This is a genomic window from Pontibacillus chungwhensis, from assembly GCF_030166655.1.
Lineage (GTDB): Bacteria > Bacillota > Bacilli > Bacillales > BH030062 > Pontibacillus.
In genome coordinates this window covers 1,500,839-1,526,714 of sequence record NZ_CP126446.1, presented here as the reverse complement: position 1 = coordinate 1,526,714, position 25,876 = coordinate 1,500,839, and the positions used below count along the sequence as shown (strand labels likewise).

Annotated in this window: 23 protein-coding genes and 1 riboswitch; of the genes, 11 read left to right on the top strand and 12 right to left on the bottom strand. The window is 43.6% G+C overall.

The annotated features are described in order from the left end of the window. The first annotated feature begins 59 nt into the window (after window positions 1–59). From tenA to QNI29_RS07885, 5 genes are all read left to right on the top strand, one after another. Complete coding sequence (gene tenA, locus QNI29_RS07905) at window positions 60–758, top strand: thiaminase II (RefSeq protein WP_231415866.1); 699 nt, start codon at window positions 60–62, stop codon at window positions 756–758. Continuing rightward, the gene (gene thiD / locus QNI29_RS07900; RefSeq protein WP_231415864.1) at window positions 751–1,566 is read left to right on the top strand and encodes a bifunctional hydroxymethylpyrimidine kinase/phosphomethylpyrimidine kinase; all 816 of its coding nucleotides are present in this window, start codon (window positions 751–753) and stop codon (window positions 1,564–1,566) included. Before tenA ends, thiD begins: the two co-directional genes overlap by 8 nt. Continuing rightward, window positions 1,566–2,345, top strand: coding sequence for a hydroxyethylthiazole kinase (thiM, locus tag QNI29_RS07895; RefSeq protein WP_231415863.1), 780 nt, complete (start codon window positions 1,566–1,568; stop codon window positions 2,343–2,345). The genes thiD and thiM overlap by 1 nt, the downstream gene beginning before the upstream one ends. Beyond that, on the top strand, window positions 2,342–2,971 hold the full coding sequence (gene thiE / locus QNI29_RS07890) for a thiamine phosphate synthase (RefSeq protein WP_231415861.1): 630 nt from the start codon (window positions 2,342–2,344) through the stop codon (window positions 2,969–2,971). The genes thiM and thiE overlap by 4 nt, the downstream gene beginning before the upstream one ends. A gap of 210 nt (window positions 2,972–3,181) precedes the next feature. Then, the gene (locus QNI29_RS07885; protein WP_231415860.1) at window positions 3,182–4,873 is read left to right on the top strand and encodes a methyl-accepting chemotaxis protein; all 1,692 of its coding nucleotides are present in this window, start codon (window positions 3,182–3,184) and stop codon (window positions 4,871–4,873) included. 706 nt (window positions 4,874–5,579) lie between these two features. Here the strand turns inward: QNI29_RS07885 and QNI29_RS07880 are convergent. Both QNI29_RS07880 and QNI29_RS07875 read right to left on the bottom strand, forming a co-directional pair. Further along, window positions 5,580–6,743: an iron-containing alcohol dehydrogenase gene (locus QNI29_RS07880; RefSeq protein ID WP_231415859.1), complete on the bottom strand. Its 1,164-nt coding sequence runs from the start codon at window positions 6,741–6,743 to the stop codon at window positions 5,580–5,582. 89 nt (window positions 6,744–6,832) lie between these two features. Then, a complete protein-coding gene (locus tag QNI29_RS07875; protein WP_231415858.1) occupies window positions 6,833–7,714 on the bottom strand; it encodes a LysR family transcriptional regulator in 882 nt (293 codons plus the stop codon). A 101-nt stretch (window positions 7,715–7,815) separates the two neighbouring features. Between QNI29_RS07875 and QNI29_RS07870 the strand changes: the two genes are divergently transcribed. After that, a complete protein-coding gene (locus QNI29_RS07870; protein ID WP_231415856.1) occupies window positions 7,816–8,361 on the top strand; it encodes a flavodoxin family protein in 546 nt (181 codons plus the stop codon). 36 nt (window positions 8,362–8,397) lie between these two features. On the opposite strand, the gene QNI29_RS07865 is transcribed toward QNI29_RS07870, so the two are convergent. From QNI29_RS07865 to QNI29_RS07840, 6 genes are all read right to left on the bottom strand, one after another. After that, window positions 8,398–8,898, bottom strand: a complete 501-nt coding sequence (locus QNI29_RS07865) for an STM3941 family protein (protein WP_284526993.1) — start codon at window positions 8,896–8,898, stop codon at window positions 8,398–8,400. Between the two features lie 295 nt (window positions 8,899–9,193). After that, window positions 9,194–10,165, bottom strand: a complete 972-nt coding sequence (locus QNI29_RS07860) for an ABC transporter ATP-binding protein (protein WP_231415851.1) — start codon at window positions 10,163–10,165, stop codon at window positions 9,194–9,196. Further along, entirely contained in the window at window positions 10,162–11,136 is a 975-nt protein-coding gene (locus QNI29_RS07855; protein WP_231415849.1) for an ABC transporter ATP-binding protein, read from the bottom strand. Before QNI29_RS07855 ends, QNI29_RS07860 begins: the two co-directional genes overlap by 4 nt. A gap of 25 nt (window positions 11,137–11,161) precedes the next feature. After that, a complete protein-coding gene (locus tag QNI29_RS07850; protein WP_231415847.1) occupies window positions 11,162–12,046 on the bottom strand; it encodes an ABC transporter permease subunit in 885 nt (294 codons plus the stop codon). Beyond that, complete coding sequence (nikB, locus tag QNI29_RS07845; protein ID WP_231415845.1) at window positions 12,046–12,975, bottom strand: nickel ABC transporter permease; 930 nt, start codon at window positions 12,973–12,975, stop codon at window positions 12,046–12,048. The genes QNI29_RS07850 and nikB overlap by 1 nt, the downstream gene beginning before the upstream one ends. Before the next feature lie 67 nt (window positions 12,976–13,042). Continuing rightward, window positions 13,043–14,641 (bottom strand): glutathione ABC transporter substrate-binding protein, encoded by a 1,599-nt coding sequence (locus QNI29_RS07840; protein ID WP_231415843.1) that lies wholly within the window; start codon window positions 14,639–14,641, stop codon window positions 13,043–13,045. Window positions 14,642–14,804: 163 nt separating this feature from the next. On the opposite strand from QNI29_RS07840, the gene QNI29_RS07835 reads away from it, so the two are divergent. Together QNI29_RS07835 and QNI29_RS07830 are read left to right on the top strand one after the other, a co-directional pair. Next, entirely contained in the window at window positions 14,805–15,542 is a 738-nt protein-coding gene (locus tag QNI29_RS07835) for a gamma-glutamyl-gamma-aminobutyrate hydrolase family protein (protein WP_231415841.1), read from the top strand. A gap of 67 nt (window positions 15,543–15,609) precedes the next feature. Continuing rightward, window positions 15,610–15,717: riboswitch (SAM riboswitch) on the top strand. A gap of 192 nt (window positions 15,718–15,909) precedes the next feature. Next, complete coding sequence (locus QNI29_RS07830; RefSeq protein WP_370635410.1) at window positions 15,910–17,034, top strand: aminotransferase class I/II-fold pyridoxal phosphate-dependent enzyme; 1,125 nt, start codon at window positions 15,910–15,912, stop codon at window positions 17,032–17,034. 106 nt (window positions 17,035–17,140) lie between these two features. Here QNI29_RS07830 and QNI29_RS07825 read toward each other — a convergent pair whose 3' ends face one another. Further along, complete coding sequence (locus QNI29_RS07825; RefSeq protein ID WP_231415837.1) at window positions 17,141–18,133, bottom strand: nucleoside hydrolase; 993 nt, start codon at window positions 18,131–18,133, stop codon at window positions 17,141–17,143. 177 nt (window positions 18,134–18,310) lie between these two features. Between QNI29_RS07825 and QNI29_RS07820 the strand changes: the two genes are divergently transcribed. After that, window positions 18,311–20,149, top strand: coding sequence for a solute:sodium symporter family transporter (locus tag QNI29_RS07820; RefSeq protein WP_231415835.1), 1,839 nt, complete (start codon window positions 18,311–18,313; stop codon window positions 20,147–20,149). 365 nt (window positions 20,150–20,514) lie between these two features. Here the strand turns inward: QNI29_RS07820 and QNI29_RS07815 are convergent, their stop codons facing one another. Continuing rightward, window positions 20,515–20,922 carry a hypothetical protein gene (locus QNI29_RS07815; RefSeq protein ID WP_231415833.1) on the bottom strand — a complete coding sequence of 136 codons (408 nt, stop codon included), beginning with the start codon at window positions 20,920–20,922 and terminating at the stop codon, window positions 20,515–20,517. 210 nt (window positions 20,923–21,132) lie between these two features. Here QNI29_RS07815 and QNI29_RS07810 point away from each other — a divergent pair, with 210 nt between their 5' ends. Continuing rightward, a complete protein-coding gene (locus tag QNI29_RS07810) occupies window positions 21,133–21,684 on the top strand; it encodes a CotY/CotZ family spore coat protein (RefSeq protein WP_231415832.1) in 552 nt (183 codons plus the stop codon). Window positions 21,685–21,912: 228 nt separating this feature from the next. On the opposite strand, the gene nhaC is transcribed toward QNI29_RS07810, so the two are convergent. Continuing rightward, window positions 21,913–23,304 (bottom strand): Na+/H+ antiporter NhaC, encoded by a 1,392-nt coding sequence (gene nhaC / locus QNI29_RS07805; protein WP_231415830.1) that lies wholly within the window; start codon window positions 23,302–23,304, stop codon window positions 21,913–21,915. Window positions 23,305–23,588: 284 nt separating this feature from the next. On the opposite strand from nhaC, the gene QNI29_RS07800 reads away from it, so the two are divergent. Further along, window positions 23,589–25,040, top strand: a complete 1,452-nt coding sequence (locus QNI29_RS07800; RefSeq protein ID WP_231415828.1) for a carbon starvation CstA family protein — start codon at window positions 23,589–23,591, stop codon at window positions 25,038–25,040. 57 nt (window positions 25,041–25,097) lie between these two features. On the opposite strand, the gene QNI29_RS07795 is transcribed toward QNI29_RS07800, so the two are convergent. Then, window positions 25,098–25,790, bottom strand: a complete 693-nt coding sequence (locus QNI29_RS07795) for a divergent polysaccharide deacetylase family protein (RefSeq protein WP_370635471.1) — start codon at window positions 25,788–25,790, stop codon at window positions 25,098–25,100. Window positions 25,791–25,876: the final 86 nt, after the last annotated feature.

Sequence of the window (25,876 nt, the reverse complement as noted above, 5' to 3'; positions counted from 1 at the left end):
CCCCTCCCTCCTCACTACCTGGTTCACTTCCTATAAATAAAAAACCAGGAGGAACAATCATGTCATTTACTGAACAACTTCGTCACGACGCACACCCTATTTTCGAAGCAATTTTCAACCATCCGTTCGTAAAAGGAATCGGAGAAGGCAACTTGCCAAAAGAAGCTGTCGCTCACTATGTTAAGGCAGATGCAGAATACCTTCATGCCTTCATGAATGTGTACGGCACTGCGATCTCGAAGTGCACGGACAAGGAGGACATTGCGTTTTTCAAAGAAAATATTGAATTTGTCCTTCATAGCGAAATCCATCCACACCATAATCTTTGCACATATATCAACACGCCCTATGAAGATTTACAAGGATACCCTCTGCCTCCTACGGCTGATCATTATATTAAACATATGAAAACGACTGCCCATGAAGGAACACTTGGTGAGATTCTGGCAGTGCTCCTTCCATGCCCTTGGACGTACCTTGAAATTGGACATTACCTGATGGATCACGTTCAGCCAACACCGGAGCACCCGTTCTATGAATGGATTACGTTTTATGTAAACGATGAAATCCAAGATACGACAAACCAACTGCGCAGTAAATTAGACGCTTGGGCAGAAACTGCTTCACCAAGGGAGAAGAAAGCGATGAAAGATGCCTTTATTAAGAGCTGTCAATTGGAATGGGCGTTTTGGGAAATGGCCTACCGCCAGGAAACGTGGCCGACATCTGCTATTAAAGAGGTGACCCGTCATGCGTAGCGTAAAAGGAGCTCTAACGATTGCCGGCACAGATCCAAGCGGTGGTGCTGGCATACAGGCCGATCTGAAAACATTTCAGGAACTAGATGTGTATGGCATGTCTGTGATCACTTCAGTCGTTGCCCAAAACACGATGGGCGTTAGAGGGGTTCGTCATTTAGAAGCAGATTTTATCAAGCAACAGCTTGAAGCTGTCACAGACGACATGCCTGTGCAAGCTGTCAAAACAGGGATGATTGCAAATGCCAAGATGATTGAAACGATAGCCAATCATTTACGCCCCCTTCACCTCCCCCTTTGTGTGGATCCTGTTATGATCGCTCAAAGCGGTGATGCACTAGTGGATGACAAAGCGCTTCAAACCATGCGGGATCAATTGCTTCCCCTCGCAACAATCGTTACGCCAAACATCCCTGAAGCGGAAGCATTAACCGGGAATAGCGTGAAATCTGAGGAAGACCGGAAAGAGGCAGCGAAGAGAATCGTGCATGAATTTGGCTCTTCTGCGGTTGTGATTAAAGGGGGGCATTTGAACGGAGAAGCGACTGATCTCTTCTACGACGGGACGAGGTTCGAAACGTTTACATCCCCCCGCTTTGAGACAAAGCATACCCACGGGACAGGGTGCACCTTTGCTGCGGCCATCACAGCTGAGCTCGCAAAAGGGGAAAGTCTGAAGGAAGCCGTTAAAACAGCGAAGTCCTTCATCACGCTTGCCATCCACCATACGCTTGAGATCGGTCAAGGCCAGGGCCCTACAAACCACTGGGCTTATAAAGAAACCATTCGGAAAGGAGAATATGTGTAATGTCTTATTTACAAAAACTGAGGGAAACGACGCCACTCATTCATAATCTGACGAATGAAGTGGTGATGAACTTTACTGCTAATGGGTTATATGCCATTGGGGCAGCGCCTGTTATGTCAAAAGCATTAGATGAAGTTTCTGATATGGCAACCATCACAAACGGGGTTCTTTTAAACATCGGTACCCTTACTTCAAGCGACGTTGAAGCGATGTTTCTTGCAGGAAAAGCCGCAAATAAAAAAGGAATTCCGGTTGTCCTTGACCCAGTAGCTGCTGGCGCTACCTCGTATCGCCTTGAAACATGTCATAAACTTCTTGAAGAACTTGATATTACAGCGATCCGCGGAAATGCAGGTGAGATTGCCGCATTAATCGGTGATGAACAGTGGGCATCACGAGGTGTAGACGCTAGAGGCAATGGAGATGTCGTAAGCCTCGCACAAAAAGCTGCAGCCACCTTCCGTACCCTTATTGTGCTGACTGGCGAAACGGACGTGATTGCTTCTGAGGATGAAACGGTGGTATGCCGAAACGGGACACCTCTCCTTGGGTCCGTGACAGGTACAGGATGCTTGTTTAGTTCTGTGCTGACTGCCTTCCTCACCCTTGAAGGCCCAGCAATTGAAAAGGCAACAGAAGCGATTAGAACGTATACCGTCGCAAGTGAAATGGCCGCAGAACACCCACAGGTGAAAGGCCCTGGAACGCTTCATCCTTATTTTCTTGATGCGTTATATGCGATTACTCCTGAGGATGTCGAAAAGAGACTAGTCCGATGAAGAAAGAAGATTTAAAGCTCTACTTCATTATGGGTAGTCAAGACGCTACACGGGACCCACGGATGATTTTACAAGATGCCATTAAGGGTGGAATCACCTGCTTTCAATTTCGTGAAAAAGGTCCAGGATGCGCATCAGGAGCAGCAAAAGTAAAATTAGCGCAAGATTTGAGAAGGATCTGCCTGGAAAATGGGATTCCTTTTATCGTCAACGATGATGTAGAGCTTGCTCTTACGTTAGACGCTGATGGGATCCACGTTGGTCAAGATGTTATGGATATCCATGAGGTTATAGAGAGGTGTAAAGATATGTGGGTCGGCCTTTCTGTTACTTCGGTTCAGGAAGCGATAAGTGCCCCTCTTCTATCGATCGATTACCTGGGTGTCGGTCCAATCTATCAGACTTCTACGAAGAAAGATGCGAAATCACCGATTGGGTTAGACGGTTTAAGGGAGATTCGGAACAACGTGAAGACCTTCCCGGTTGTGGCGATTGGAGGAATCAACGCTTCTAATCTGAAAGAAGTTGTAGAAGCAGGAGCAGACGGAGGCTCTTTCATCTCTTCGATTACAGCTTATGATGATGCTACAAAAGCCGCCAGGGAGCTTTATAATGCTATTATGTAACTTAAGCCAGGGTCCTGCCCTGGCTTTTTTGAATAGAGAACTTCCCCACTTTGCCGAAGTGTAAATTTTCTAATATTTTTGTCTATTTTTAGTTGATTTTGTATAAGATTGGTCGATAAAAAAGATGGTAGGATTTTTTACCTAGCCACGAAGGATATAAAGGAGACTTAAGATGGAGATTTTATAAAATCATACGAAAGGGTGTGCCACTTGAAGATCTCAAAGTTAGTGAAAGTTATTGGCTTTACAGTTTCAGTTCTTGGTGTCATTGGACTTATCTGCTTATCATTACTCTTTGTAAGCATCAGTAGCCGAACAGAAGCTGTCGACCAACAAATGAAGTTTCAAAACCTTGGACTACAAGTTCAGGAAGCATCAGATTACTTAACCAATCAAGTACGGATTTATTCTCAGTACGGAGACCCTCAAAACCTCGAAAACTACAACACAGAAGTTGAAAAGACTAAGCGCAGAGAAAAGGCGTTAACTGAACTCTCTTCCTATAATATCCCTAAGGACATTATGGCGAACGTAGAGAAAGCCACAGAACAATCCAATGAGTTAGCTAAAGTAGAGGACAAAGCGATTTCGTTTGTAGAAACGAGCAATATGGAAATGGCACAAATGAAAGTGTTCGACCAAAACTACCAAAGGAAGAAAGCGGATATTGATGAGAATCTAGCTACGTTTCAAGAAGAACTTATGGCGCTTGGCGCTCGTAACGCAGCGGATGCAAAACAACAGATGGATTTATTCTTATACTTAACGATTGGATCCGTTGGACTAATGGTTTTATTAAGTATTACTACATATATGACGCTGTATCGTCGCATTAAACCGTTAGGAAAAGTGACGCACTTGGCTAAGGAAGTTGCTCAGGGGCGTTTAGATTCTGAAGATGTTCAACATAAGTCAAAAGATGAGATCGGTATGCTAACGAAAGCGGTGAACGGGATGAAAAATGACCTCCGTTCGATGATATCTAACATTGCTGAGGTCTCCTCTACTGTAACGAAGCAAAGCGAAGAGTTTACTCAATCCTCTTTTGAAGTAAAAGAAGGTAGTGAACAAATCGCCGTTACGATGGAAGAATTATCTTCAGGAGCTGAAACGCAAGCTACGAGCTCCTCTCGCCTAGCGGTCATGATGGATCACCTTCTTCAGGAAATCACACAAGCTCATGCAAGCGGCGAAACGATTTCAAAGACCTCCGGAAATATATTAACGATGACAAAAGAAGGGTCTGACCTGATGAATCAGTCCGTTGATCAGATGAAGCGGATCGACAGCATTGTGAAGACATCGGTCGAAAGTGTCAGAGGGTTAGATACTCAATCGAAAGAAATCTCTAAACTTGTTCAGGTGATTCGGGATATTGCTGAACAGACGAATCTTTTATCATTAAACGCTGCCATTGAAGCGGCTCGTGCAGGTGAGCATGGGAAAGGATTTGCGGTCGTTGCCGATGAGGTTCGGAAATTAGCGGAACAAGTGTCCCATTCTGTTGTGGAAATTACTAGCATCGTTGGGACGATTCAAACTGAATCCTCCACCGTTGTTCAGTCCCTTGAACAAGGCTACGCAGAGGTTGATAAAGGGTCGAAACAAATTGAGGTAACGGGCAAAACGTTTGAAAATATTTATCAGTCCGTTACAGATATGACGTCAAACATTCAGCAAGTTACAACGACGTTAACCGAGATTGTGGATAATAGCCAGGAGATGAATCATTCGATTGAAGAGATTGCTTCGGTGTCAGAAGAATCAGCTGCAGGGGTCGAGCAGGCTGCGGCTTCTGCGCAGCAGTCTAGTAGTTCTATGGAAGAGATTTCTCATCGTTCTAAGGAACTTGCTGAGCTTTCTGAGCGTTTAGATGGCGAAGTGAAGCGGTTTACGTTTTAGGGGACGGGGCCGTTACGTTGAAAAGTGCTTGGGCTTGCCCGGGGACCACTCGCTTTCCTGCGGGGAGCTGGGAAGCCTCCTCGTTCGCTATCGCTCACTGCGGGGTCTCCCCTAGGCTCCTTACCCCGCGGGAGTCTCGCAGTCTACGGGCAAGCCCTGACTAAAATTGCATAACGGCCCCCAGCTAATTAGATGCTCCTGCGAAAAGACAGGCTTCAGAGATCCCACAAGGAGTGAAACATCTTAGGAAACGAGTGTTTTCAAAAGACCACCTTTTCTACCCTTTAGCGAACAAGTAAAAAAACACTTAAGCCTCATGCTTAAGTGTTTTTTATTTACAAGAAATCTTTTGATCGTCTTCTTTTATTAATTCATCCAATTTTTGAATCAGTAGATCAATGTCTTCTTTCGTAATTCGGTTTTGTGTGTCGTTTTCCATGTGTGATCGATTCCTTATGTGTTCATGTTTGGTGACTGATTTGTAAATGCAATGTCAGTCAAATTGCCTATTCTAGTATATAAAATACCATATTCGGGACTCTTTTACTATCATTTTATTCTCTTGATGTGTTTCTTCGTTAAACCTTAGGGCGATGGATGAACGCTTACCTGATGCGCTGGTTGAAATAGCTGATTCCTTATAGTGAATTTGGATGTAGATCAAAAGGAAGCCCTACCTAAGTATAAGTAGGGCTTCCTTTTTGTTTTATAAAGAACGTTTAAGAATATCTAGAACACTACTGTGGTCCATTTCTTTATACGTTCCAACGCCTGGTTTTATGAATGTCTTCTCCACGATGGCTTTAAAGTGGCGTTCATCAATACTATAATCACTTAATCGGTTTGGGGCCCCGATTGAATTCCAGAACGCGCGTAAAGCCTTCGCACCTTCTCGGGCTACCTCTATCTCCTCTTTCCCCTCAGGGGATACACCCAAGACATTGACAGCGAGCTGTTTCACACGTGAAGGATCTTCTTCAAGCACATGGTCTAGCCAGTTTGGGAAAAGAACCGCAAGTCCTCCTCCATGAGGGATATCATAGACCGCACTTAATGCGTGTTCAATACGATGCGTGGCCCAGTCTCCCCCATCTGTTCCATTTGAGAGCGTTCCATTAAACGCCGTCGTGCTCACATACATCATCGTTTCCCGGTGTTCAAAGGACTGAGGGTTCTCTACTAGATTCGGTCCTGTTTCCATAGCTGTTCGTAACAATGATTCAATAAATCCATCAATCATGGGTGTATTCGGTGTGCGATGGAAGTAGTGCTCAAGCGCATGTGACATACTATCCACGATTCCATAGACCGTTTGATCCTGGGGGACAGAGAGGGTGTAAGAAGGATCTAAGATTGAGAAAGTTGGATAGACATGAGACGAACTCCATCCGATTTTATCTTTTGACTCCCAGTTTGTAATAACAGAGACTGGATTCATCTCTGAACCTGTGGCAGCTAAGGTAAGCACTGTTCCAAACGGAAGGGCTGATTCGATGGGAGCTTTTTGAGTGAAGAGATCCCAGGCTTCTCCTTCATAATTGGCAGCAGCTGAAATGCCTTTCGTGCAGTCGATCACACTACCTCCTCCTACAGCTAGAAGGTAGTTGATTCCTTCCTCTTTACAGATCTCAACCCCTTTTTCCACTGTCGCTAATCGGGGATTCGGTTCTACACCCGCTAATTCAAAAACGGTGGCATGAATGGCGTTGAGCTGTTTGATCGCTTCCTTATAGACACCGTTACGTTTAATACTTCCCCCTCCATAAACAAGGAGCACTCGACTTTCTTTTGCAATTTCTTTTGTTATATATTCAATTTGTCCTTTTCCAAAGTACAGTTTAGTTGGATTGTGTTGTAAAAATGTATGCATTTCGATCACCTCACCCGAAATCATACCACGGGCTTAAGCGATCCGTTATGCAGTGTTTTCTATAATGGGTATCAAAAAAGATGATGCCCCTATCCCGCTTCTTCTGTAATCAGACTTAATAACTCTTTTATCGGAGGTGTAATCCACTTTTTCTTCTGATAAACGAGTTGAGTCCAAAGCGTCAGTTTCTCATGATGAAAGGGCAGTGAGATGAGTTTCTGATCTTTTAGTTCTTGTTCAATCGTAATTCTCGGAAGGAGAGCGATCCCAAGGCCATCTGCTACACATTGCTTGATTGCTTCTAAGCTTGTAAAAGAAATAACAGGTCCTATTTCTACCCCTTCTTCACGAAGCAAGTCTTCAAGAAGCGTGCGATAGGAACAGCCTTGTTCTGTTAAAATGAGTGTTTCTTTCCCTAGTGCTTCAAGATCCACCTCTTCCTCTGCCAGGGCATGTCCAGGTGGTGCAATAACTACTAGCTCTTCCTCCCGGATCGGAATGGTAGTGAGGCTCGGATGATTGATATACCGATCTAGCAGAATGGCCACGTCAAAATTTGCTTCTACGGTACCTTGCTTTAAATTCGGACAGAGTCCTGCTTCAAGTTGAATGATAAGATCAGGATGCCTGGTTTTTAACGATTTAATATATGGCGTGATAAAGTAAGCGGCCAGTGATTCTACCGTACCAATCCGGATCGTCCCTCTTACGGAAGTCTCTTCAGACAGACGCATCTTTGCCTCGTCTAGAAGATCGGTCACTTGTTTTGTATAATGGAGCAGCTCCTCCCCAGATGTGGTGAGGCGCATCCGTTGACCGACTCGTTCAAACAATTTCACGCCGTAGTGATCCTCTAATTTCTTGATATGTGTCGTCACGCTTGATTGCGCATAGCCAAGCACTTCTCCTGTCTTTGTATAACTGCCTGTCTTGGCTACTTCATGAAACGTTTCTATATAGTTCAGATCCATACTGGCCCTCCATCAATATTTTTAATAATAAGTATCATCTATTATAGATAACGTTGATAGAAGAAACAATGATACACTTTCATCATGGAGGGGTGAGAAGGATGAAAATTTTAACGATTCTCGGTAGTTCGAGACGCGAGGGAAATACAGAGTACCTCGTAAGAAAAATTGTGGACGGCGTGCAACACACAGAGCTATTTCTAGGAGATTATAAACTCGATCCTATTATTGATGAGCGACACCGTGAAGGCGGTTTTAACGAAACACATGATGACTATGAATCCGTCTTAGAGCAGTTACTGGCTCATGATATTATTGTGTTTGCAACACCCGTTTATTGGTTTGGCATGTCTGCACAAATGAAAGTTTTCTTTGATCGCTGGAGTCAATATTTAAGAGATGAACGCTTTAATATGAAAGCAGCTTTGCAGAATAAGCAAGCTTACGTTGTTACGACTGGAGGAAGCAATCCTCACATTACCGCTCTTCCTCTCATTCAGCAGTTTGGTCATATTTTTGATTTTGTCGGGATGACCTATAAAGACTATATGATTGGGAATGCGGTGAAGCCAGGAGAAGTAAAAGAGGATATTTTGGCTTTACAGAAAGCCAAACAATGGAATGAACACTTTAAAACGTTGATATAAATAAGCCTTTTCCCTTATTTGGGAAAGGCTTATTTTTTATATCATTTCTTTTCTTTCCAAACGTGTGCCTAGTGCTTCCATAAGTCCTTGTGGATCTTTCAGTTGACTCAACATAATGTTATACATGGGATACCCCATCTTTACGTTCATATTGGACAGACGCTTCACTTTCTGTGGCATTTGTTTCGCATAGCGCTCTTCGTCTGCTAACTGTAGTCCTAAGAATCGATTGCGATGGATTTCATACGGAATTACGTCCACAATATCTTCATAAGGGATATGGACCGCTTCATCCCTTGTTACATATAACGTTACTTGTTCATCTGTCAGAATCACATATGGTTTCGTATTGGTCGCCTTTTTGATATAAACGCCTCCACAAATGAGCAGAACGAGTGAAGCGAGTAGAACTAAGGATCCGATGAAGAGTTCGTTATCTGTAAAAGCAAAATAAGAAACGAACGCACAACCGATCCCGATTAAGAAACATAGAACAGTTAAGGAAACGAGTTTCCCCTTAGAATAATAGAAAGTCATCTCTTTCAAAATCTCCTCACACCTCTCCTGGAATGTTTTGGATTAATCTCATTATCCATACCCCATTTCGCCAAAAGAAAACCCGGAAGAGATACGAATCTCTACCGGGCTATCAGTACATTCAGATATTTCATTCGCGCTTTAAAGCACAGACGCGTGTCAGACACCCTTTCGTTCTTTACCGCACTGATTGGTGTCTGGCACGCTTTCGTCCACCACCGCACTGAAGGGTGTCTGACACCCTTTACTTCTCTGCCGCATGAACGCGTGTTTGGCATGCTTTTGTACGGTAAGGTTAGTCGAGGAGGTGGCAGGCGGCGGTGTGGCCTGTGGTTTCGGCTGTTTGGAGTTGTGGTGTTTCGTTTACACAGCGTTCCCATGCGAAAGGACAGCGGGTATGGAAGGGACAGCCTGATGGTGGATTGGACGGGCTTGGCAGGTCTCCTTCAAGGACAATCCGCTCCCTCTTCGCTCTTGGGTCTGGTACGGGCACGGCGGAAAGAAGCGCTCTTGTGTACGGGTGCTGTGGATTTTGAATAATGGATTCGCGATCCCCGACCTCAACGAGCTTTCCTAAATACATAACGCCGATTCGGTCTGAGATGAAGTCAACTACACTTAAGTCATGCGCAATGAATAAGTAGGTTAAGTCGAATTCATCCTGCAGATCCTTCAACAAATTCAATACCTGAGACTGAATGGACACATCTAAAGCTGACACGGGTTCATCGGCAATAATCAACTTCGGTCTCACAGCAAGCGCTCTGGCAATTCCGATGCGCTGCCTTTGACCCCCGCTAAATTCATGAGGATAACGCCCGGCAACTTTTCGAGGTAACCCGACTGTATCAAGCAGTTCATATACCCTCGCATCAATCCCGTTTTCAGTCTCCATTTCATGAACGATTAACGGCTCAGCAATAATATCTCGCACTGTCATTCTTGGATTCAGGGAAGCATAAGGATCCTGGAAGATCATTTGAAAATCTTTTCGAGCTTTCTTTAACTCTCTCCCTGATAACTGATCCATCCGTTGACCATCAAAGGTGATCGTCCCTTCTGTCTCCTCAAGCATTCGCATGATCATTCGACCGGTTGTCGATTTCCCACAACCCGACTCCCCCACAAGCCCAAATGTTTCACCAGGCTTGATATCAAAGGAGATGCCATCGACGGCTTTCACAACCTGTTTGGAACTTTTGCTAAACCCTTTTTGACTGACAAAGTGCTTCTTCAGTCCTTCCACTTTCAGTAATGGCTCGCTCATTCTGTAGCCTCCTCTCGTTCATGCAGCCAGCAACGGTTCTGACCATCAAATAATGGCGGTTCCTCTTCCCAGCAATGATCCATAACAAACGGACAACGGTTGGCGAACTTACACCCTTTAGGACGGTCCTCAACAGTAGGCACCTGACCTTGAATAGATGCTAAGCGATCCTCTTTTGCCCCAAGCTTTGGAATGGATCCTAGTAACCCTTTCGTATACGGGTGCTTCGGATTTTCGAAGATTTCATACACCGTTCCCTGTTCAACGATTCGACCTGAATACATCACAGCGACCCGGTCACACATCTCAGCAATGACGCCTAAATCGTGTGTGATAAAGAGGATCGACGTGTCGTGCTCCTTACGCATGTTGCGCATAACATCTAAGATTTGGGCCTGAATCGTTACATCAAGAGCAGTTGTGGGTTCATCCGCGATCAGAACTTTCGGATCACAAGACATGGCCATCGCAATCATCACACGCTGGCGCATACCACCTGAGAGCTGGTGAGGGTATTCCGTCATGATTTCCTCAGCACGGGGTATGCCTACTTGGTTCAGCATATGAACCGCATGCTTACGGGCATCGGCACCGCTTATTCGTTGATGCTCACGAATCGCTTCGACAAGCTGCTTCCCTATTTTTAAGACAGGGTTTAAGGATGTCATAGGTTCCTGGAAAATCATCGAAATGTCATTCCCGCGAACTTTTCGCTTCTGACGATCTGTGAATTTCAATAAATCTTTTCCTTCAAAAAGGATTTCTCCACCCGTTACTTCTCCTGGCGTCTCATCGAGGAGTTGCATAACGGATAAGGAGGTTACACTTTTTCCACTTCCGGATTCACCGACGAGACCCACAATTTCACCAGGGTAAAGGGATAAATCAATGCCCTCCACCGCCGGAATGGTTTCGCCGTCAACGCGGAAGCTAGTGTAAAGTTGTTGAATCGATAAGATTGGTTCTGTCATAGCACTTCTCTCCCTTCGCTACGGCCTAATCTCGTATTTTCGGATCGAGCGCATCACGCAGTCCGTCCCCTAGTAAATTAAAGGCAAGCACGGTCAGGAAGATCGCAAGCCCTGGGAAAAACGTAACGTGTGGCGCATTATTTAAATAATCGCGACCATTACTTAGCATCGCTCCCCATTCAGGTGTTGACGGGTCTGCACCAAGCCCTAAGAAACTAAGACCTGCTGCAATTAAGATCGCGGACCCGATACGCATTGTAAAGTACACAATGAGTGTCGATACGGTACCTGGGAAGATGTGTTTCATAATGACGCGGAAGTGTGAGGACCCGATCGATTGAGTCGCTTCCACATAGAGCGTTGATTTAATCGCAAGCGTGCTGCTCCGTATGATGCGGGCAAAGACCGGCACACTGAAAATAGCAACGGCCATCACGACATTAAAGAGCCCTGGGCCTAATATGGCAATAATCCCAATCGCAAGAAGCATCCCCGGAAAAGCAAGTAAAACGTCCATGACACGCATAATCGCACTATCGATCCACTTGCCAAAATAGCCGCTAATAATACCTAAAATTGTGCCCAGCAAGGCACCAATAAAGACAGATGATAACCCCACGGAAAGGGAGATCCACGCTCCGTGCAAGATCCGACTGAAGATATCTCTTCCGAAGTCATCCGTCCCGGCTAAGTGTTCCCAAGATGGCCCAGATAATAGGTTGTCATAATCATATTCTTGTGGTCCATAAGGAGCGATCCACGGGCCGAGTATGGCTATAATGAATAATAGGAGTAAAAAGATTCCCGCAGCAAAGGACACTTTCTGTTTCTTAAATGATTTAAAGAACTGCCCGAACGGTGTTACTTTTTTCTCTTCCTGTTCTTCAGGTTTCTTCGCTGCTTCCGCCATTACGATCCCTCCTCATATCGAATTTTTGGATTTAAGAATCCGTATAACAGATCTACTAAAAGGTTAATGAGTAAAAACTCAAGGGAGAATAAAAGAATCTCAGACTGGATCACCGGATAATCCCGTGCAGTAATCGAGTTAATGAGCAATCGGCCAAGACCCGGCCAGCTAAAGATCGTCTCTGTAATAATGGATCCACTTAACAAGAAACCAAACTGTAAACCAGACATTGTCACAACCGGGATTAATGCATTCCTTACAGCATGCCGGTTAATGACTTTATATTCAGTCAGGCCTTTCGAGCGTCCCGTACGTATATAGTCTTCTTTTAACACATCCATTAAAGAGGACCTTGTGAAACGGGCAATGATCGCTGCCACACCAGCTCCTAGAGTAAAGGACGGAAGGATATAGGTCTCAATTCCGCCAATGCCCCCTGTTGGGAACCATCCTAGCTGAACAGAGAACAGTTGAATCATCATAAGACCAAGCCAAAAGGATGGAATCGATACGCCTGATACGGCAAGAAACATAGATAAGTGATCTGGCCACTTGTTTCGTTTAACCGCTGAAATGACACCGATTAACAGTCCAAAAATGAGCGCCCAGGCCATACTGGCTAACGTCAGGCTGAGTGTTGGTCCGAATCGTTCCAACAGCATATCTAAGACTGGGCGTCCTGTTACGATCGATTGACCAAGGTCCCCCTGAAACAAGTTCCCCATATAATCAAAATATTGCTGATAAAGCGGCTGATCTAAGCCATACTTTTCGCGGATATTCTCAATTTCTTCAATCGTTGCATCCGTCCCTGCGATTAGTCTGGCCGGGTCGCCTGGAATTAAATGAACGAACATGAAGGCAATAATAGAAATAACAAATAAAAGCGGAATCATTCCAAGTATCCGCTTCACGCTATACTTCAGCATGAGCTCCCTCCTTTTTTAGGTGATTAAGCAATGAAAGAGGCTGAGCTCATCGCTCAACCTCTCCCGGTTATTCTGATACGATTTCTGCTTGTTTTAAGTCCATTACACCAGAAGGAAGCATCGTTAATCCGTTTACGTAATCTTGCTTTCCATAAAGAAGATCTGGTACAGCAAGAGGAACCCAAGGTGCTTCGTCCCAGATGATTTCTTGTGCTTCTGCGTAATATTCACCGCGCTTCTCGTCATCAGCCGTGGATAATCCTTTTTGAAGAAGCTCATCCACTTTTTCATTCTTATAGTAAGCTGTGTTGTAGGCATCTGGTGGGAATGAGTTGCTGCTAAATAGCGGACGCATACCCCAGTCAGCATCAGCTGTAGATGGAGACCAACCTCCATTGTATAGCTCTAGCTCAGCGTCTTCAGGGTTATCAACACCCCAGATCTTATCGCCTAACGTTCCACCTTCCATTGGTACCACGTTTAACGTGACACCGACTTCGCTTAACTGTTGTTTATAGAATGACATCATTTTTTGCTTTAACGAGCTTGTACCGCCCCAAATAGTTGTTTCAAAGCCATCTGGATAACCTGCTTCTGCAAGTAATTCCTTCGCTTTCTCAGGATCGTACTCATACACTTCTTGTTCTTCATAGTGCTGTGTATTTGGCGCAATCACAGATTTCGTTGTAGACGCATAGCCATCGTACACAACTTTGATATACGCTTCTTTGTCGATTGCATAGTTCAATGCTTTACGAACCTTTGGATTCGTAAATGGTTCTTTCATCGTGTTCATAGAGAAATACTTCACAACAAGAGATGGTTTCGTTTCAATGGAAACCCCGTCTTCTTCTTTAAGTGTCTCAACCTGGTTCGGTGCTACAGGGAATGCGAAATCCGCTTCGCCTGTTTGAAGCATCGCTACGCGTGATCCACTTTCAGGTACCGGTTTGAACTTAATTTGGTCAACTTTCGGTACTCCTTCTTCGCGGTAATCTTCATTCTTCTTAACCGTCAGATGATCGCCGCTTTTCCATTCAACAAATTCAAAAGGTCCAGTACCCGCTGGGTTACGAGCCAGGTCTTGATTGCTTTGTTCTAGTGCTTTCGGGCTGATCATCGCAGCTGCTGGGTGCGCGAAGTTATTCGGCATAGCGCCAAATGGTTCTTTCAGCGTAACTTTCACTTCATATTCACTAAGTACTTCTGTCTTCTCAACAAGTTCAAATAAAGAGGCGCGACGAAGCTGGCTCTCAGGATTGGATAAACGATCGATGTTCGCTTTTACCGCTTCTGCATTAAAAGGAGCCCCGTCGTGGAATTTGATTCCTTCTTTTAATGTAAAAGTAAATTCAGTTGAATCTTCATTCGCACTATAGTCTTTCGCTAAGACTGGTACGATATTTAAATCTTCATCAAATCCAAGTAAGCCTTCGTAAATGGCAGACTGTGCTGAATAAGATTGGTTGTCGTTCGTGTCATGCGGGTCTAAACTTGTAAAGTTGCTCTCCACCGCAATCGTTAATCCTTCTTCACTAGAAGGGGGCGTTGCTTTTTCATTATTTTTAGAAGATGTGTCCTCTTCAGAATCTCCGCCGTTGCTGCAACCAGCCACAACAAGTACGAGGGCAAGAGATAGGACTGTAAGTAACCGTGATAATTTCACCAATAAACTCCCCTTTTAAATTTTTTAATTGAATTTAGACCATTTCACTAGCTATACTATAATGGCATGCAATTCTTATCAAATTACTTGGATTTTATAACAGAAATAGTTCACTGTCAAAAAATAAATATTAAAACTTTAACAAAAAGGAGTTTCCTTTCCTATGAAACCACTTATCGGAATATCTGGAAGTATTATAATTGACCAAGGCGGCCGCTTCCCTGGTTATGACCGCGCCTACGTTAACAATGACTATGTTCAATCCGTATTACGAGCAGGAGGTGTGCCTTTTATTCTCCCTGTATTAGAGGATGATGAAGCCGTCACAGCTCAAGCGGCTGCGATGGATGGTCTTGTTCTTTCTGGAGGCCAAGATGTAAATCCATTACTCTATAATGAAGAACCAAGACCAAAACAAGGCTCCCCGTTCCCAGAGCGTGACCATTCAGAAGCCATTCTCGCTAAAGAAATGATTCGTCAGGGTAAGCCTGTATTTGCGATCTGCCGCGGAGTGCAAATCTTGAACGTAACGTACGGGGGCTCCCTCTACCAAGATGTCTCCTATATGGATCAGGAGCCATTAAAGCACGATCAGTACAATAAACCTTGGCAAGAATCTCATACCATCACAACAGAGCCTGACAGTGTGATGCGCGAACAATTCGGTGAAACAACTATCACAAACTCCTTCCACCACCAGGCCATCAAAGACGTTGCGCCAGGCTTTAAAGCGACAGCCTATGCAGCAGACGGAGTGGTTGAAGCCATAGAGAAAGAAGACACTCAAAGCTTCGTGATCGGTGTGCAATGGCACGCAGAAATGATGACTTCTAAGCATGAGCGCATGCAACAATTATTCGATCGATTCGTCAGAGAAGTCATTAACGTAAAAAAATTCTGATATCTTATTGCATGAACGATTATTTTTTTGTATAGTATAGAGAAAATTAAATCAAACACTTTCTTATTTCTTATTCAGAGAAGCCGAGGGATCTGGTCCGTAGACGCTTCAGCAACCTATCGTACACGATGTGGTGCTCCTTCCAGCAAGTGACGAGTCACTTGAAAGATAAGAAGAAGTGCACCTTACCCGCAAAAGGCTCTTCTTCTGAAGAGCCTTTTTCTAATGCGTTTACGCACTAAAGCACTGACGCGTGTCAGACACGCTTTTGCTCGTTAAAGCAGTGAATGGTGTCTGACACGCTTTCTTACACTAAAGCAGTGACGGGTGTCTGGCACGCTTTACTATACTAAAGGAGATGATAAATGTGAGACGATATGAAATTGAAACGGAATTTGCGCAAACTGGAAACCGAAGTGAGAGTATAACAGGGACGGTCAATCCTCCCCTTTATTTATCAACGGCCTACCGTCATCCTGGGGTTGGTCAATCAATGGGCTATGATTACGTACGAACAGGAAATCCGACTCGTAATCTATTAGAAGATAAAATTGCGGAGCTAGAGAGCGGACGAGAAGGGTTTGCATTCAGTTCAGGAATGGCTGCTATCCAGGCGATTTTCTCCATCTATGAACCTGGAGATCATTTCATTGTGACACAAGACGTCTACGGAGGTTCTTATCGTTTATTTGAAACGCATTTCAAGAAGTTTGGACTTTCTTTCTCCTATGTCCAAGGAAATGGCAGAAAGGAATTTGAAGCCTGTATCCAGTCAAATACAAAAGGCATTTTCATCGAATCACCAACAAATCCTCTTATGCATCAAATTAATATAGAAGAAATCGCTCAGCTTACAAACGAGCGGGACCTTCATTTAATTGTAGATAACACGTTTTATACCCCGTATATCCAGCGCCCTATTGAACTTGGAGCAGATATCGTGATCCACAGTGCAACGAAATACATAGGAGGACACAACGATTGTCTGGCAGGACTTGTCGTCGCCGAAAGTGAAGAGGTATGCACTTCTCTACGTTTAGAACAAAATGGTTCAGGCGCGGTGTTGTCCCCATTTGACAGCTGGCTTTTAATACGAGGCCTTAAAACCCTGCCTCTCCGCATGAAGCAACAGGAACAAAATGCGAAAGAGCTTGTTCAATTTCTCTCCGAACATTCACTAATAGCGGATGTATTATACCCTGGTCGCGGCGGAATGATCTCCTTCCGTGTCACAGAGGAAGCGCTCGCTCCTAAACTACTAGAATACTTTGAGCTTATTACATTTGCTGAGAGCCTTGGTGGGGTGGAAACGTTTATTACCTATCCGGCTACCCAAACCCATGCGGATATCCCAGAAGACGTGCGCACCAGTTACGGCGTCTGCAACCGGCTTCTTCGCCTATCTGTTGGAATCGAATCCATTGAAGATCTCACGGCAGACTTCGCACATGCACTCGACCACGCAAACCAAAGCCTAAGCACCACCAACTAAACCACACTGGTGTCAGACACGCGTCATTCTGATAAAGCAATAAAGCGTGTCTGACACCATTCCTTTCTCTAAAGCATTAAAGGGTGTCTGACACGCTTTATTAGGGTTAAATGTTACCAATAATCGTTGTGGTGATTTCTGTAATAAAGGAAGGGTAATCGATATCGAGTAGTATTTCACAATAGTTATTGAAGGTTTCATTTACCTGGGGTTGGTCCCTGAAATCTGCTACGCTGACCCCTGTGGTTAAGTAAGAAGACTCTTCTACGGTCACATTCCGCTTCACACTTTTAAATAATGATGGGTTCGAAACGTAAACTATTGTTAATAAATCATGCATGGGGGCACCGTTCAAAGAAGGGTGTTGTTTTTGATAAAAAGCATAATACGGTTCATAGAGTTTACCTATCAGAGAGCCAATTTCCGTTACGGATTCACTGACGATATTCTCTACGATATACGGTGTAATAACCCCTTTCATTGAAGCGTTTAAAGGACAGAGAACGATTTTATCAGGTCCTGTATTCTCTAACACTACATTTGCAGCCACGGGATCACCAAAGAAATTGGCCTCCGCATAAGGCGTAACATTTCCAGGTACTAAAAACGCTCCTCCCATAATGACCACCCTTGAGGTCCTCTGCATCCTTTCAGGTGAAATAATGTAAGCCATAGCCAAGGAGGTAAGGCGTCCCATGTTAACAATAACAAGGTCCTCTGTTTCATCAATAATTTCAAACACCTTATCAAAATTATAAAAAGTAAATTCCTCAATCTCTGTCTCTATATTACCTAAGCCACTAATCCCATGGATCTCTTCATAATAAGTAGGCTCATCCCCGGCAAATGCCCGCGAAGCCCCACTGATTAAAGGGACACTTACCTTATTCAACTGTTTTAACACATAATAAGCGTTACGAGTTACTTTTTCTTTTGATACATTCCCGAAGCCTGCCACAACCCCCACAACTCGAATTTCAGGGTGATTAAATGCGTAAAGAAGCGCGAACGTATCATCCACGCCGATATCGGTAAAGATCAGCACATTTTTCAACAGACCATCCCCATTCCCTGCCCAATGCGTTTCATCTTTTTTCACTTTATGCTTTCGTATAAAAATTGTGATAAAAACGCTTTCATAAACATATTCCTAACATTTTTTCAAGTAGGCAAATAGAACCATTTTATACAAAAACTCATATGTTTATGTTTCTAATATACCTTTTAAGGAAATGAGAGGATTAAGTTATTATTTCAAATAAAGGATGGATGCGTTATGCAACAATCAGGACTTTGGCTTACAATTGTATCTTGTATTTTATTCATGGCATTAGTTGCTTACATATCTTACAGGAAAACAAAAGGTAGCACATCCGATTCTGCAGGGTATTTCCTAGCAGGACGAGGATTAACCGGAACCGTTATCGCAGGTTCATTACTTTTAACCAATCTCTCTGCAGAACAACTTGTCGGTTTAAATGGACAAGCCTTCCGAGCAAATTTAACGAACATGGCGTGGGAAGTCACCGCCGCCTTTGCGATCGTTCTACTCGCTCTCTATCTCTTACCTAAATACATGAATGCAAATATCACAACGTTACCAGAATTCCTAAGTAAACGATTTGATGAAGGCGTACGCCGGTATACAGTCATCCTCTTTATGTTAGGGTATGTATTTGTAACTATTCCTTCTATGCTATATTCTGGTGCGCTTGCGGTATTAAAACTGTTTGATGTTCCTTCATTATTAAACTTATCTTACACCCAATCCGTTTGGCTTGTGATTTGGGTTATCGGAATCATCGGAGCTATTTACGCCATCTTTGGTGGTTTGAAAGCCGTTGCGGTATCCGATACGATCAATGGAATCGGTCTCTTAATTGTCGGCGCAATTGTGCCAATATTGGGAATAATTTCACTAGGAAACGGTGAATTCTTAAGCGGGGTTGAGACCCTTACGACAGAGAATGCAGATAAGTTAAACGCAATTGGGGGTCCAGATGATTCTGTACCATTTGGCACAATCTTCTCTGGTCTTCTGTTCGCTAACATGTTCTACTGGGCAACAAACCAGTATGTTATTCAGCGTACACTTGGAGCCGGAAGCTTAAAAGAAGGACAAAAAGGGGTAATCTTCTCTGGGTTCTTCAAACTTCTAGTTCCGTTCTTTATGATGATCCCAGGCGTCATCGCTTTCCATCAGTACGGCGGTGAATTAAAATCAGTAGACTTAGCTTATCCGACACTCGTAGCAAATGTCCTTCCTTCTTACATGAATGGCTTTTTCTTAGCTGTGTTACTTGGAGCTGTATTAAGTTCCTTTAACTCTCTATTAAACAGTGCATCTACGATGTTTGCTTTTGACATTTATAAGACGAGTATTAATAAAAATGCAACAGATCAACAAATGATTCGAGTGAGTAAATGGGTTGGAACGCTAATCGCTTTAGCAACGTTCTTCATCTCTCCGATGCTCTTAAATGCACCAAACGGGCTATGGGATCTAATTCGTAAGTTTACCGGATTCTTTAACATTCCGATTATCACCATTGTCTTAATGGGTGTGTTAACAAAACGAATCCCAGCCCTAGCAGCAAAAGTCGTAGTGATCTTCCACGTATTTGCTTATTACATGATGGTATGGGGCTTCGAACAACTCTTTGGTTTAACCGTATCCATACACTTCATCCATATCTATGGCATCTTATTCGCCACAGAACTTGCGATGATGCTTATTATCGGCTATGTTAAGCCAAGAAGAACAGCTTATCAAATGCCTCACAACCCTAGTGTTGAAATGACACCTTGGAAATATGCCATGCCGACTTCGATCTTCTTGTTCGCATGCGTCGGTCAAACGTATATTGTGTTCTCCCCTATCGGAGTAGCATACACTGAAGGAATCGTTTCCTCTTACTTCTGGCCAGCCACAGGGGTGTTGGCCCTACTGACAGTTGTCTGCATATTGTTTAGCTTACGAAGCTGGAATGAGAAGTATATGAAATCAAGTTCGTTTGGTTCCCTTCGCCAAAAAGGGAAAAACCTTAAGGAACAATGGGGATCATCCTCTTCTAGTGACCAGGTTTATCCTTCTCAAAATAGCAACGAAGTGTAAAAAGAGTGCTGATCCGAATAGGATCAGCACTCTTTTTGGTTGGATCTGTTTGGGTAGGACCGTTACGATTGATGAGTGCTTGGGGTTGCTCGGGGACTACTCGCTTTCCTGCGGGGAGCTGGGAAGCCTCCTCAATCGCTACGCGCTTTCCGGGGTCTCCCCTAGGCTCCTTACCCCGCGGGAGTCTCGCAGTCCCCGAGCAACCCCCTAACTTAAGGAAACGAACGGCCCCGCAATCTCAAGCATGTTGCCGTTAATCTCTTAATCACAAAGGTGGGCCTAGAAACCACGTACCACAGGAAATTGAGTAATTTCCCGAACCTCCTTGCGCTCAACTAAAATTCCGGAAACAACCATACCCACTTTTATTTAGACAAAGGCGATGCATCTGTATAAGAAGCACTCGCATCTTCTTTCCTACTTAGGTAGATGCCAACGGTTAATAGAATAGCAGCGATCAGAAAGATATACATACCAGTTGAAGCAAGGTTAACTTGTTGGCCTAGTATGTTGCCCGTCTTACTCATCATAAAGGCTACAATCGAGACAATTCCCCCGACCGCACTAATATATCCGGCCATACGCCCGATCTTGTTTCCTTTAAGGGCCTGGTATACCGGATAAATAAAGAAGACTAATAAAATGTATCCTTGTTGCTGAAAGCCATTAGCTGACAAAATGCCAAGGTCAACCCACGTAAAGAATAATGAAAGAATAGCCATTGCAGATGCTAATAAAATGAGTTTATTCCCTTTACTTAAATGATTCCACATCCCGCCTCATCTCCTATCGTTTTAGTTCCTTTTGCCCATTATACCCGCTATTTACATAAATTACAAAACCTCCTTCCCTATTATTCTAGACGTTTTAATAGGGTACAACCGTACATTTCAGTAGATACAGAGACAAACCCCTATACCAAAAACCTTTATCCACATATTCTATTACTACCTTCGGGTAATTTATGTTAAGGAGTTGAGTTTATGAGTTGTGGAAAATCTTATAACGATTCTTGTGTATGTGATAAAGTAAGAAAGATCGCAGACGCACAAGATACAGTTGATCAAAACTGTTGTGATAGCGGGTCATGTCACCGTGCTATTCAAGACTTAGTATCTCCTACTGGTGGTAACGGTGCAGATACTGTTCCATTCATGCTTCTTTGTGGATGTGACAACACATTTGCTGGATTACTTCCTTACTTCGGTTGGGGCATTTATAAGTACAGCGATGGTTGTTCAGGTCCAATCCCTTCACCGTTCTTTCGTGTGAAGAAATTCGTTGACGGGAAACGATGCTGTGCCATCTTAGAACTTCTGTATCCAGAATTATGTGGTTCAATCTTCAAATACGAAAACTTCTACCGCACAGGTGTATGTATTGAAGTAGACTTAAGCAAATTCACAGGAATCACATGCTTCCACCCAGTAGCAGCCTTGAATGCAAACGATGATACAGTTGCTGCAGGTCTTGAAACAGTTCAACAATTAAAATCTGATCCAAGCATGATGGGCGCTATCTCATCAGCTGAATAACCCAATCCCCATTTTTCTCCTTTCTTTAAAGTCGGAATAAGGCAAACCCCACCCAGGTTTGCCTCTTTTTTATGCGCTAAAGCACTAATGGGTGTCTGACACCCTGCTTTGCGTTAAAGCACTAACGGGTGTCTGACACGCTCCTTTACGCTAAAGCGCTAAATGGTGTCTGACACGCGTCGGTGCTTTACAGTAAAAAAGCCTGCCCCAAGTGGGACAGGCTTTGTCTTATACGGTTTCTCTTGTGTCTTGGTTCTTCCACATAAATTTGCCGGTATATCCATATATAAGGGCAATAATGATGGAGACGAAACTCATCCACATAAATGGTAGATAGGAAAACGTTGAAATACCAAGGGTTGCAGCCATGTAAATTCCGTTATCTGACCAAGGGACCATGCTTGAAGTCATCGTTCCCCCTACTTCTGTGTTACGAGATAATGTATCACGGCGATACCCTAAGGAATCATAGCTTCTTTCCATAATCTTTGGCGTTAAGATCAATGAAACATACATTGCACAGCCAAATACATTTGAGAAGAAGCCTACAAGAAGCGTTGAAGATGTTAAGCTTCCTGCCGATTGAATCTTATGAATAAAGGCATCCATAATGACCTGAAGGACTCCGATCTTCTCAAGCAGTCCACCAAATCCTAAACCAAAGATAATAACAACGATTGACCCTAGCATACCACTAATACCACCACCAGCTAACAGATCATTAATAAAATCAATGTCTGTTGTGATATTAAAACCACTGTAGGCTGTACTAATCGCGTCAGCAAGACCCATGCCTTGGAATCCGATCGCCCACACAATTCCGAGTAACGCACCAAATGAAATCGTAGGAATCGATGGCTTCTTCATAACAAGTAAACCAATCACGACGACAGCCGGAAGCAGCATCAAGCCGTTGATATTAAATACATCTGTTAATGAACCCATAATCGAATTCACTTTATCAAGATCCGCTTCACCACCGCCGTACATAAACCCTGCAATGGTAAATAGAATACCTGTAATAATGAACGCCGGTACATCTAAATACAGCATCGACTTGACGTGTTGAATAACGTTTACTTTCGACATAGAGGCTGTAAGAACTGTACTATCTGATAATGGAGATAGTTTATCTCCGAAATAAGCACCAGACAGAATCGCACCTGCCACCATCGGTAGTGGCATACCCAGTCCTTCACCAATTCCCATCATTGCGATACCAGCTGTACCAACTGTCCCCCAGGACGTCCCAGTTGCAAGAGCTGTAACAGAACAAATCACAAGCGTAGCTAACAGGAAGATCGAAGGATTAATAAACTCAAGTCCAAAATAGATCAATGTCGGCACAACACCACCAGCGATCCATGTTCCAACTAACGCTCCAACCGCCAAGAGAATCAGGACGGCTTCAAGACCATTTGAAATCCCTTTGATCATCGCAGCTTGTAAGTCATCGTACGTATAACCAACCATTAATCCTAAGCCAATGACAACAAATAATGAAATAAATAATGCCAATTGGATCGGTAATTCATAAATTGTAAATGAAAATACAATCGCCAAAAAGACGACTAAAACACTCATGACCTCTAGCAAAGAGGGCAATCTTGCTTGACCCATATTCAACCTCCTCCACAAAAAAAGCCGATCCCCGTTAAAGGACGGCAATTGTGTATAAAAATTCACTTATATCGAGGAATTATATCATAAGTTCCACTTGTAAGAACCGGTTTTTTTAATAAAAAAAGATTTTTATCATTGAAAACACTTTCATATAACAGCATTTATTTCCATCCTCCGAGAAAAATAAGAGAAAAAATGAAATTTTCAGAAAAAGGGTTGTTTCTGCATAACAATCCGTATAGAATACGTCTTACATTCAATTTTCGAGAGGAGGCTAGGCGATGGTTACATTTCTTGCATCCATCATATTACTACTTTTAGGTTATTTCGTTTATGCAAAGGTGGTGGAACGAATTTTTGGGATCAACGATGATGCCAAAACCCCTGCCTACACAAATAACGACGGCCTTGACTATAAGCCCATGAGCTGGTGGAAAGCGAGTTTAATTCAACTGTTAAACATCGCCGGCCTTGGACCTATATTCGGCGCAATCATGGGAGCCCTTTATGGCCCCGTTGCTTTTATCTGGATCGTAGTGGGATCCATCTTTGCAGGAGCTGTTCACGATTATTTCTCAGGCATGCTTTCCATTCGACATAACGGAGCGCAGTACCCAACACTCGTTGGAAAATACTTAGGAAAATACGCTCGTTCAATCATTAACCTTTTATCAATTGGACTTATGATTCTAGTTGCTGCAGCCTTCACAGCAGGCCCAGCCCAGCTGATGGCTAAAGTGACCCCATTAGGATTTATGGCTTCTTTACTTGTAATCTTTGCTTATTTCTTAATCGCGGCTGTTCTTCCGGTAGACAAGATTATCGGAAAAGTTTATCCAATTTTTGGGGCGATTCTAATCTTTATGGCGGTTTCAATCGGAATCGGATTATTCTTCTTTGATAATCCAATCCCTAACCTAACGCTTGAGAATATGCACCCGAACAAAGGAGAAACGCCGATTTGGCCGCTTCTTATGGTGACCGTCTCTTGTGGTGCTATCTCAGGTTTTCATAGCACACAAAGCCCGATCCTTGCACGCACGCTAAAGAAAGAAAGTGAAGGACGAAAAGTATTCTTTGGTGCTATGATCGCTGAAGGCGTGATTGCTCTCATCTGGGCTGCTGCCGGTATGACGTTCTTCGGCAGTACAGGTTCTCTTCAGGCAGCTCTTGACGCTGGTGGAGCTGCAGGGGTTGTGAATGAAATCAGTCAATCTACCCTTGGTGCATTTGGTGGCGTTCTTGCTGTTATTGGAGTGATTATTCTACCTGTCACTACAGGAGACACAGCGCTTCGCTCATCCCGTATGATGCTGGCTGATCTAATCGGTCGAATGCGAAAGAAAGAAATTTCGGGTAAGCTAAACATGTTCTTCTTACTCATTCCAGTAGCAATCCCGACATTCTTCTTAACGCAAATTGATTACACATTCTTATGGCGTTATGTAGGCTGGTCGAATCAGGTGGTTGCAACGGTAATGCTTTGGACAGCTGCTATGTACTTGCTTCATAACCAGAAGTTCCACTGGATCTGTTCGGTGCCCGCCCTCTTCATGACGGCCGTTGTAAGTATCTATATCTTCTTCGCACCAGAAGGATTTGGTCTTTCTTACAACACATCAATGATCTTAGGATCGATCGTTTGGCTGATGGTTGCAACATGGTTTGTGATTCAACTTCTCAAGCCACGTATCGCTAAACCAGCTGTCAATATGAACACAAAAGCAAGTTAATCAATCTAAAAAGGGCCAGAGATCTAATCAAGATCTCTGGCCCTTTTGATATCAACATTAAGGCAACAAATCAGAAAGCGGAACAATATTGGCTTTACTCTTAAAGATCGGGATAAATTCATTCAAAACAGAAACCATTTTCGTTCCGGCAATACCCACATGACCAATCGCAATCAAATCCTTCTCTGTGACCAACTCTTCCTCTATTTTTCTAGCCTGTTTCTTCATATGATCAAGAGAATAAACGTGGTCCAAAAAGATCTCATTTTCTAAATAAGGCACGCCGAGTTCTTCTGCTAGTTCTGGGATAACGCTTTTCCCTGTCGTTTTACTGTCAAGATAATAGAGCCCGTGCTTCTTACATTCTTCTAGTACGATTCTCATTACACGCTCACTGGCTGTTGCCTTTGAGCCCATATGATGATTCATACCAACCGCGTGGGGAACAGCGTGAATCGCGTCATGTACTCTCTTCCTGATTTCTTTATCGGATAGATCCGTTGTAATCGCTCCCGGGCCAAGCCAGCTCTTCTTCCCTTTCATAGGCTCCATTGGCATATGAACAATCACTTCATGACCTAGATAAAACGCACGCTCTGCATCTTCAGCTGTCGTTGGCATAAATGGCATAACCGCAACAGTGAGGGAAGCTGGTAATTCTAACATTTCATCTGATCCGCCCATGTTATTGCCGAAATCATCGATGACAATGGCAAGCTCCCTCTTATCCTCTGCCTTACCAAAAGACATAAAGCCTGCCCATCCCACTAAAAAAGCTAACCCACATAGCAATCCCTTTTTCATAACCATCTCGCCTTTCAAGGTGTAGTGCCCTT

Bases quoted from the DNA above. Each gene is read 5' to 3' on its own strand.
- QNI29_RS07815 (WP_231415833.1), bottom strand. From the start codon at position 20,922: ATGTGGAATCATTTAAGTAAAGGGAATAAACTCATTTTATTAGCATCT.
- QNI29_RS07880 (WP_231415859.1), bottom strand. From the start codon at position 6,743: ATGCATACATTTTTACAACACAATCCAACTAAACTGTACTTTGGAAAA.
- thiM (WP_231415863.1), top strand. From the start codon at position 1,566: ATGTCTTATTTACAAAAACTGAGGGAAACGACGCCACTCATTCATAAT.
- QNI29_RS07800 (WP_231415828.1), top strand. From the start codon at position 23,589: ATGGTTACATTTCTTGCATCCATCATATTACTACTTTTAGGTTATTTC.
- QNI29_RS07820 (WP_231415835.1), top strand. From the start codon at position 18,311: ATGCAACAATCAGGACTTTGGCTTACAATTGTATCTTGTATTTTATTC.
- QNI29_RS07835 (WP_231415841.1), top strand. From the start codon at position 14,805: ATGAAACCACTTATCGGAATATCTGGAAGTATTATAATTGACCAAGGC.
- nhaC (WP_231415830.1), bottom strand. From the start codon at position 23,304: ATGGGTCAAGCAAGATTGCCCTCTTTGCTAGAGGTCATGAGTGTTTTA.
- thiD (WP_231415864.1), top strand. From the start codon at position 751: ATGCGTAGCGTAAAAGGAGCTCTAACGATTGCCGGCACAGATCCAAGC.
- QNI29_RS07870 (WP_231415856.1), top strand. From the start codon at position 7,816: ATGAAAATTTTAACGATTCTCGGTAGTTCGAGACGCGAGGGAAATACA.
- QNI29_RS07860 (WP_231415851.1), bottom strand. From the start codon at position 10,165: ATGAGCGAGCCATTACTGAAAGTGGAAGGACTGAAGAAGCACTTTGTC.
- QNI29_RS07810 (WP_231415832.1), top strand. From the start codon at position 21,133: ATGAGTTGTGGAAAATCTTATAACGATTCTTGTGTATGTGATAAAGTA.
- QNI29_RS07855 (WP_231415849.1), bottom strand. From the start codon at position 11,136: ATGACAGAACCAATCTTATCGATTCAACAACTTTACACTAGCTTCCGC.
- tenA (WP_231415866.1), top strand. From the start codon at position 60: ATGTCATTTACTGAACAACTTCGTCACGACGCACACCCTATTTTCGAA.
- thiE (WP_231415861.1), top strand. From the start codon at position 2,342: ATGAAGAAAGAAGATTTAAAGCTCTACTTCATTATGGGTAGTCAAGAC.
- QNI29_RS07795 (WP_370635471.1), bottom strand. From the start codon at position 25,790: ATGTCTTTTGGTAAGGCAGAGGATAAGAGGGAGCTTGCCATTGTCATC.
- QNI29_RS07875 (WP_231415858.1), bottom strand. From the start codon at position 7,714: ATGGATCTGAACTATATAGAAACGTTTCATGAAGTAGCCAAGACAGGC.
- QNI29_RS07850 (WP_231415847.1), bottom strand. From the start codon at position 12,046: ATGGCGGAAGCAGCGAAGAAACCTGAAGAACAGGAAGAGAAAAAAGTA.
- nikB (WP_231415845.1), bottom strand. From the start codon at position 12,975: ATGCTGAAGTATAGCGTGAAGCGGATACTTGGAATGATTCCGCTTTTA.
- QNI29_RS07865 (WP_284526993.1), bottom strand. From the start codon at position 8,898: ATGACTTTCTATTATTCTAAGGGGAAACTCGTTTCCTTAACTGTTCTA.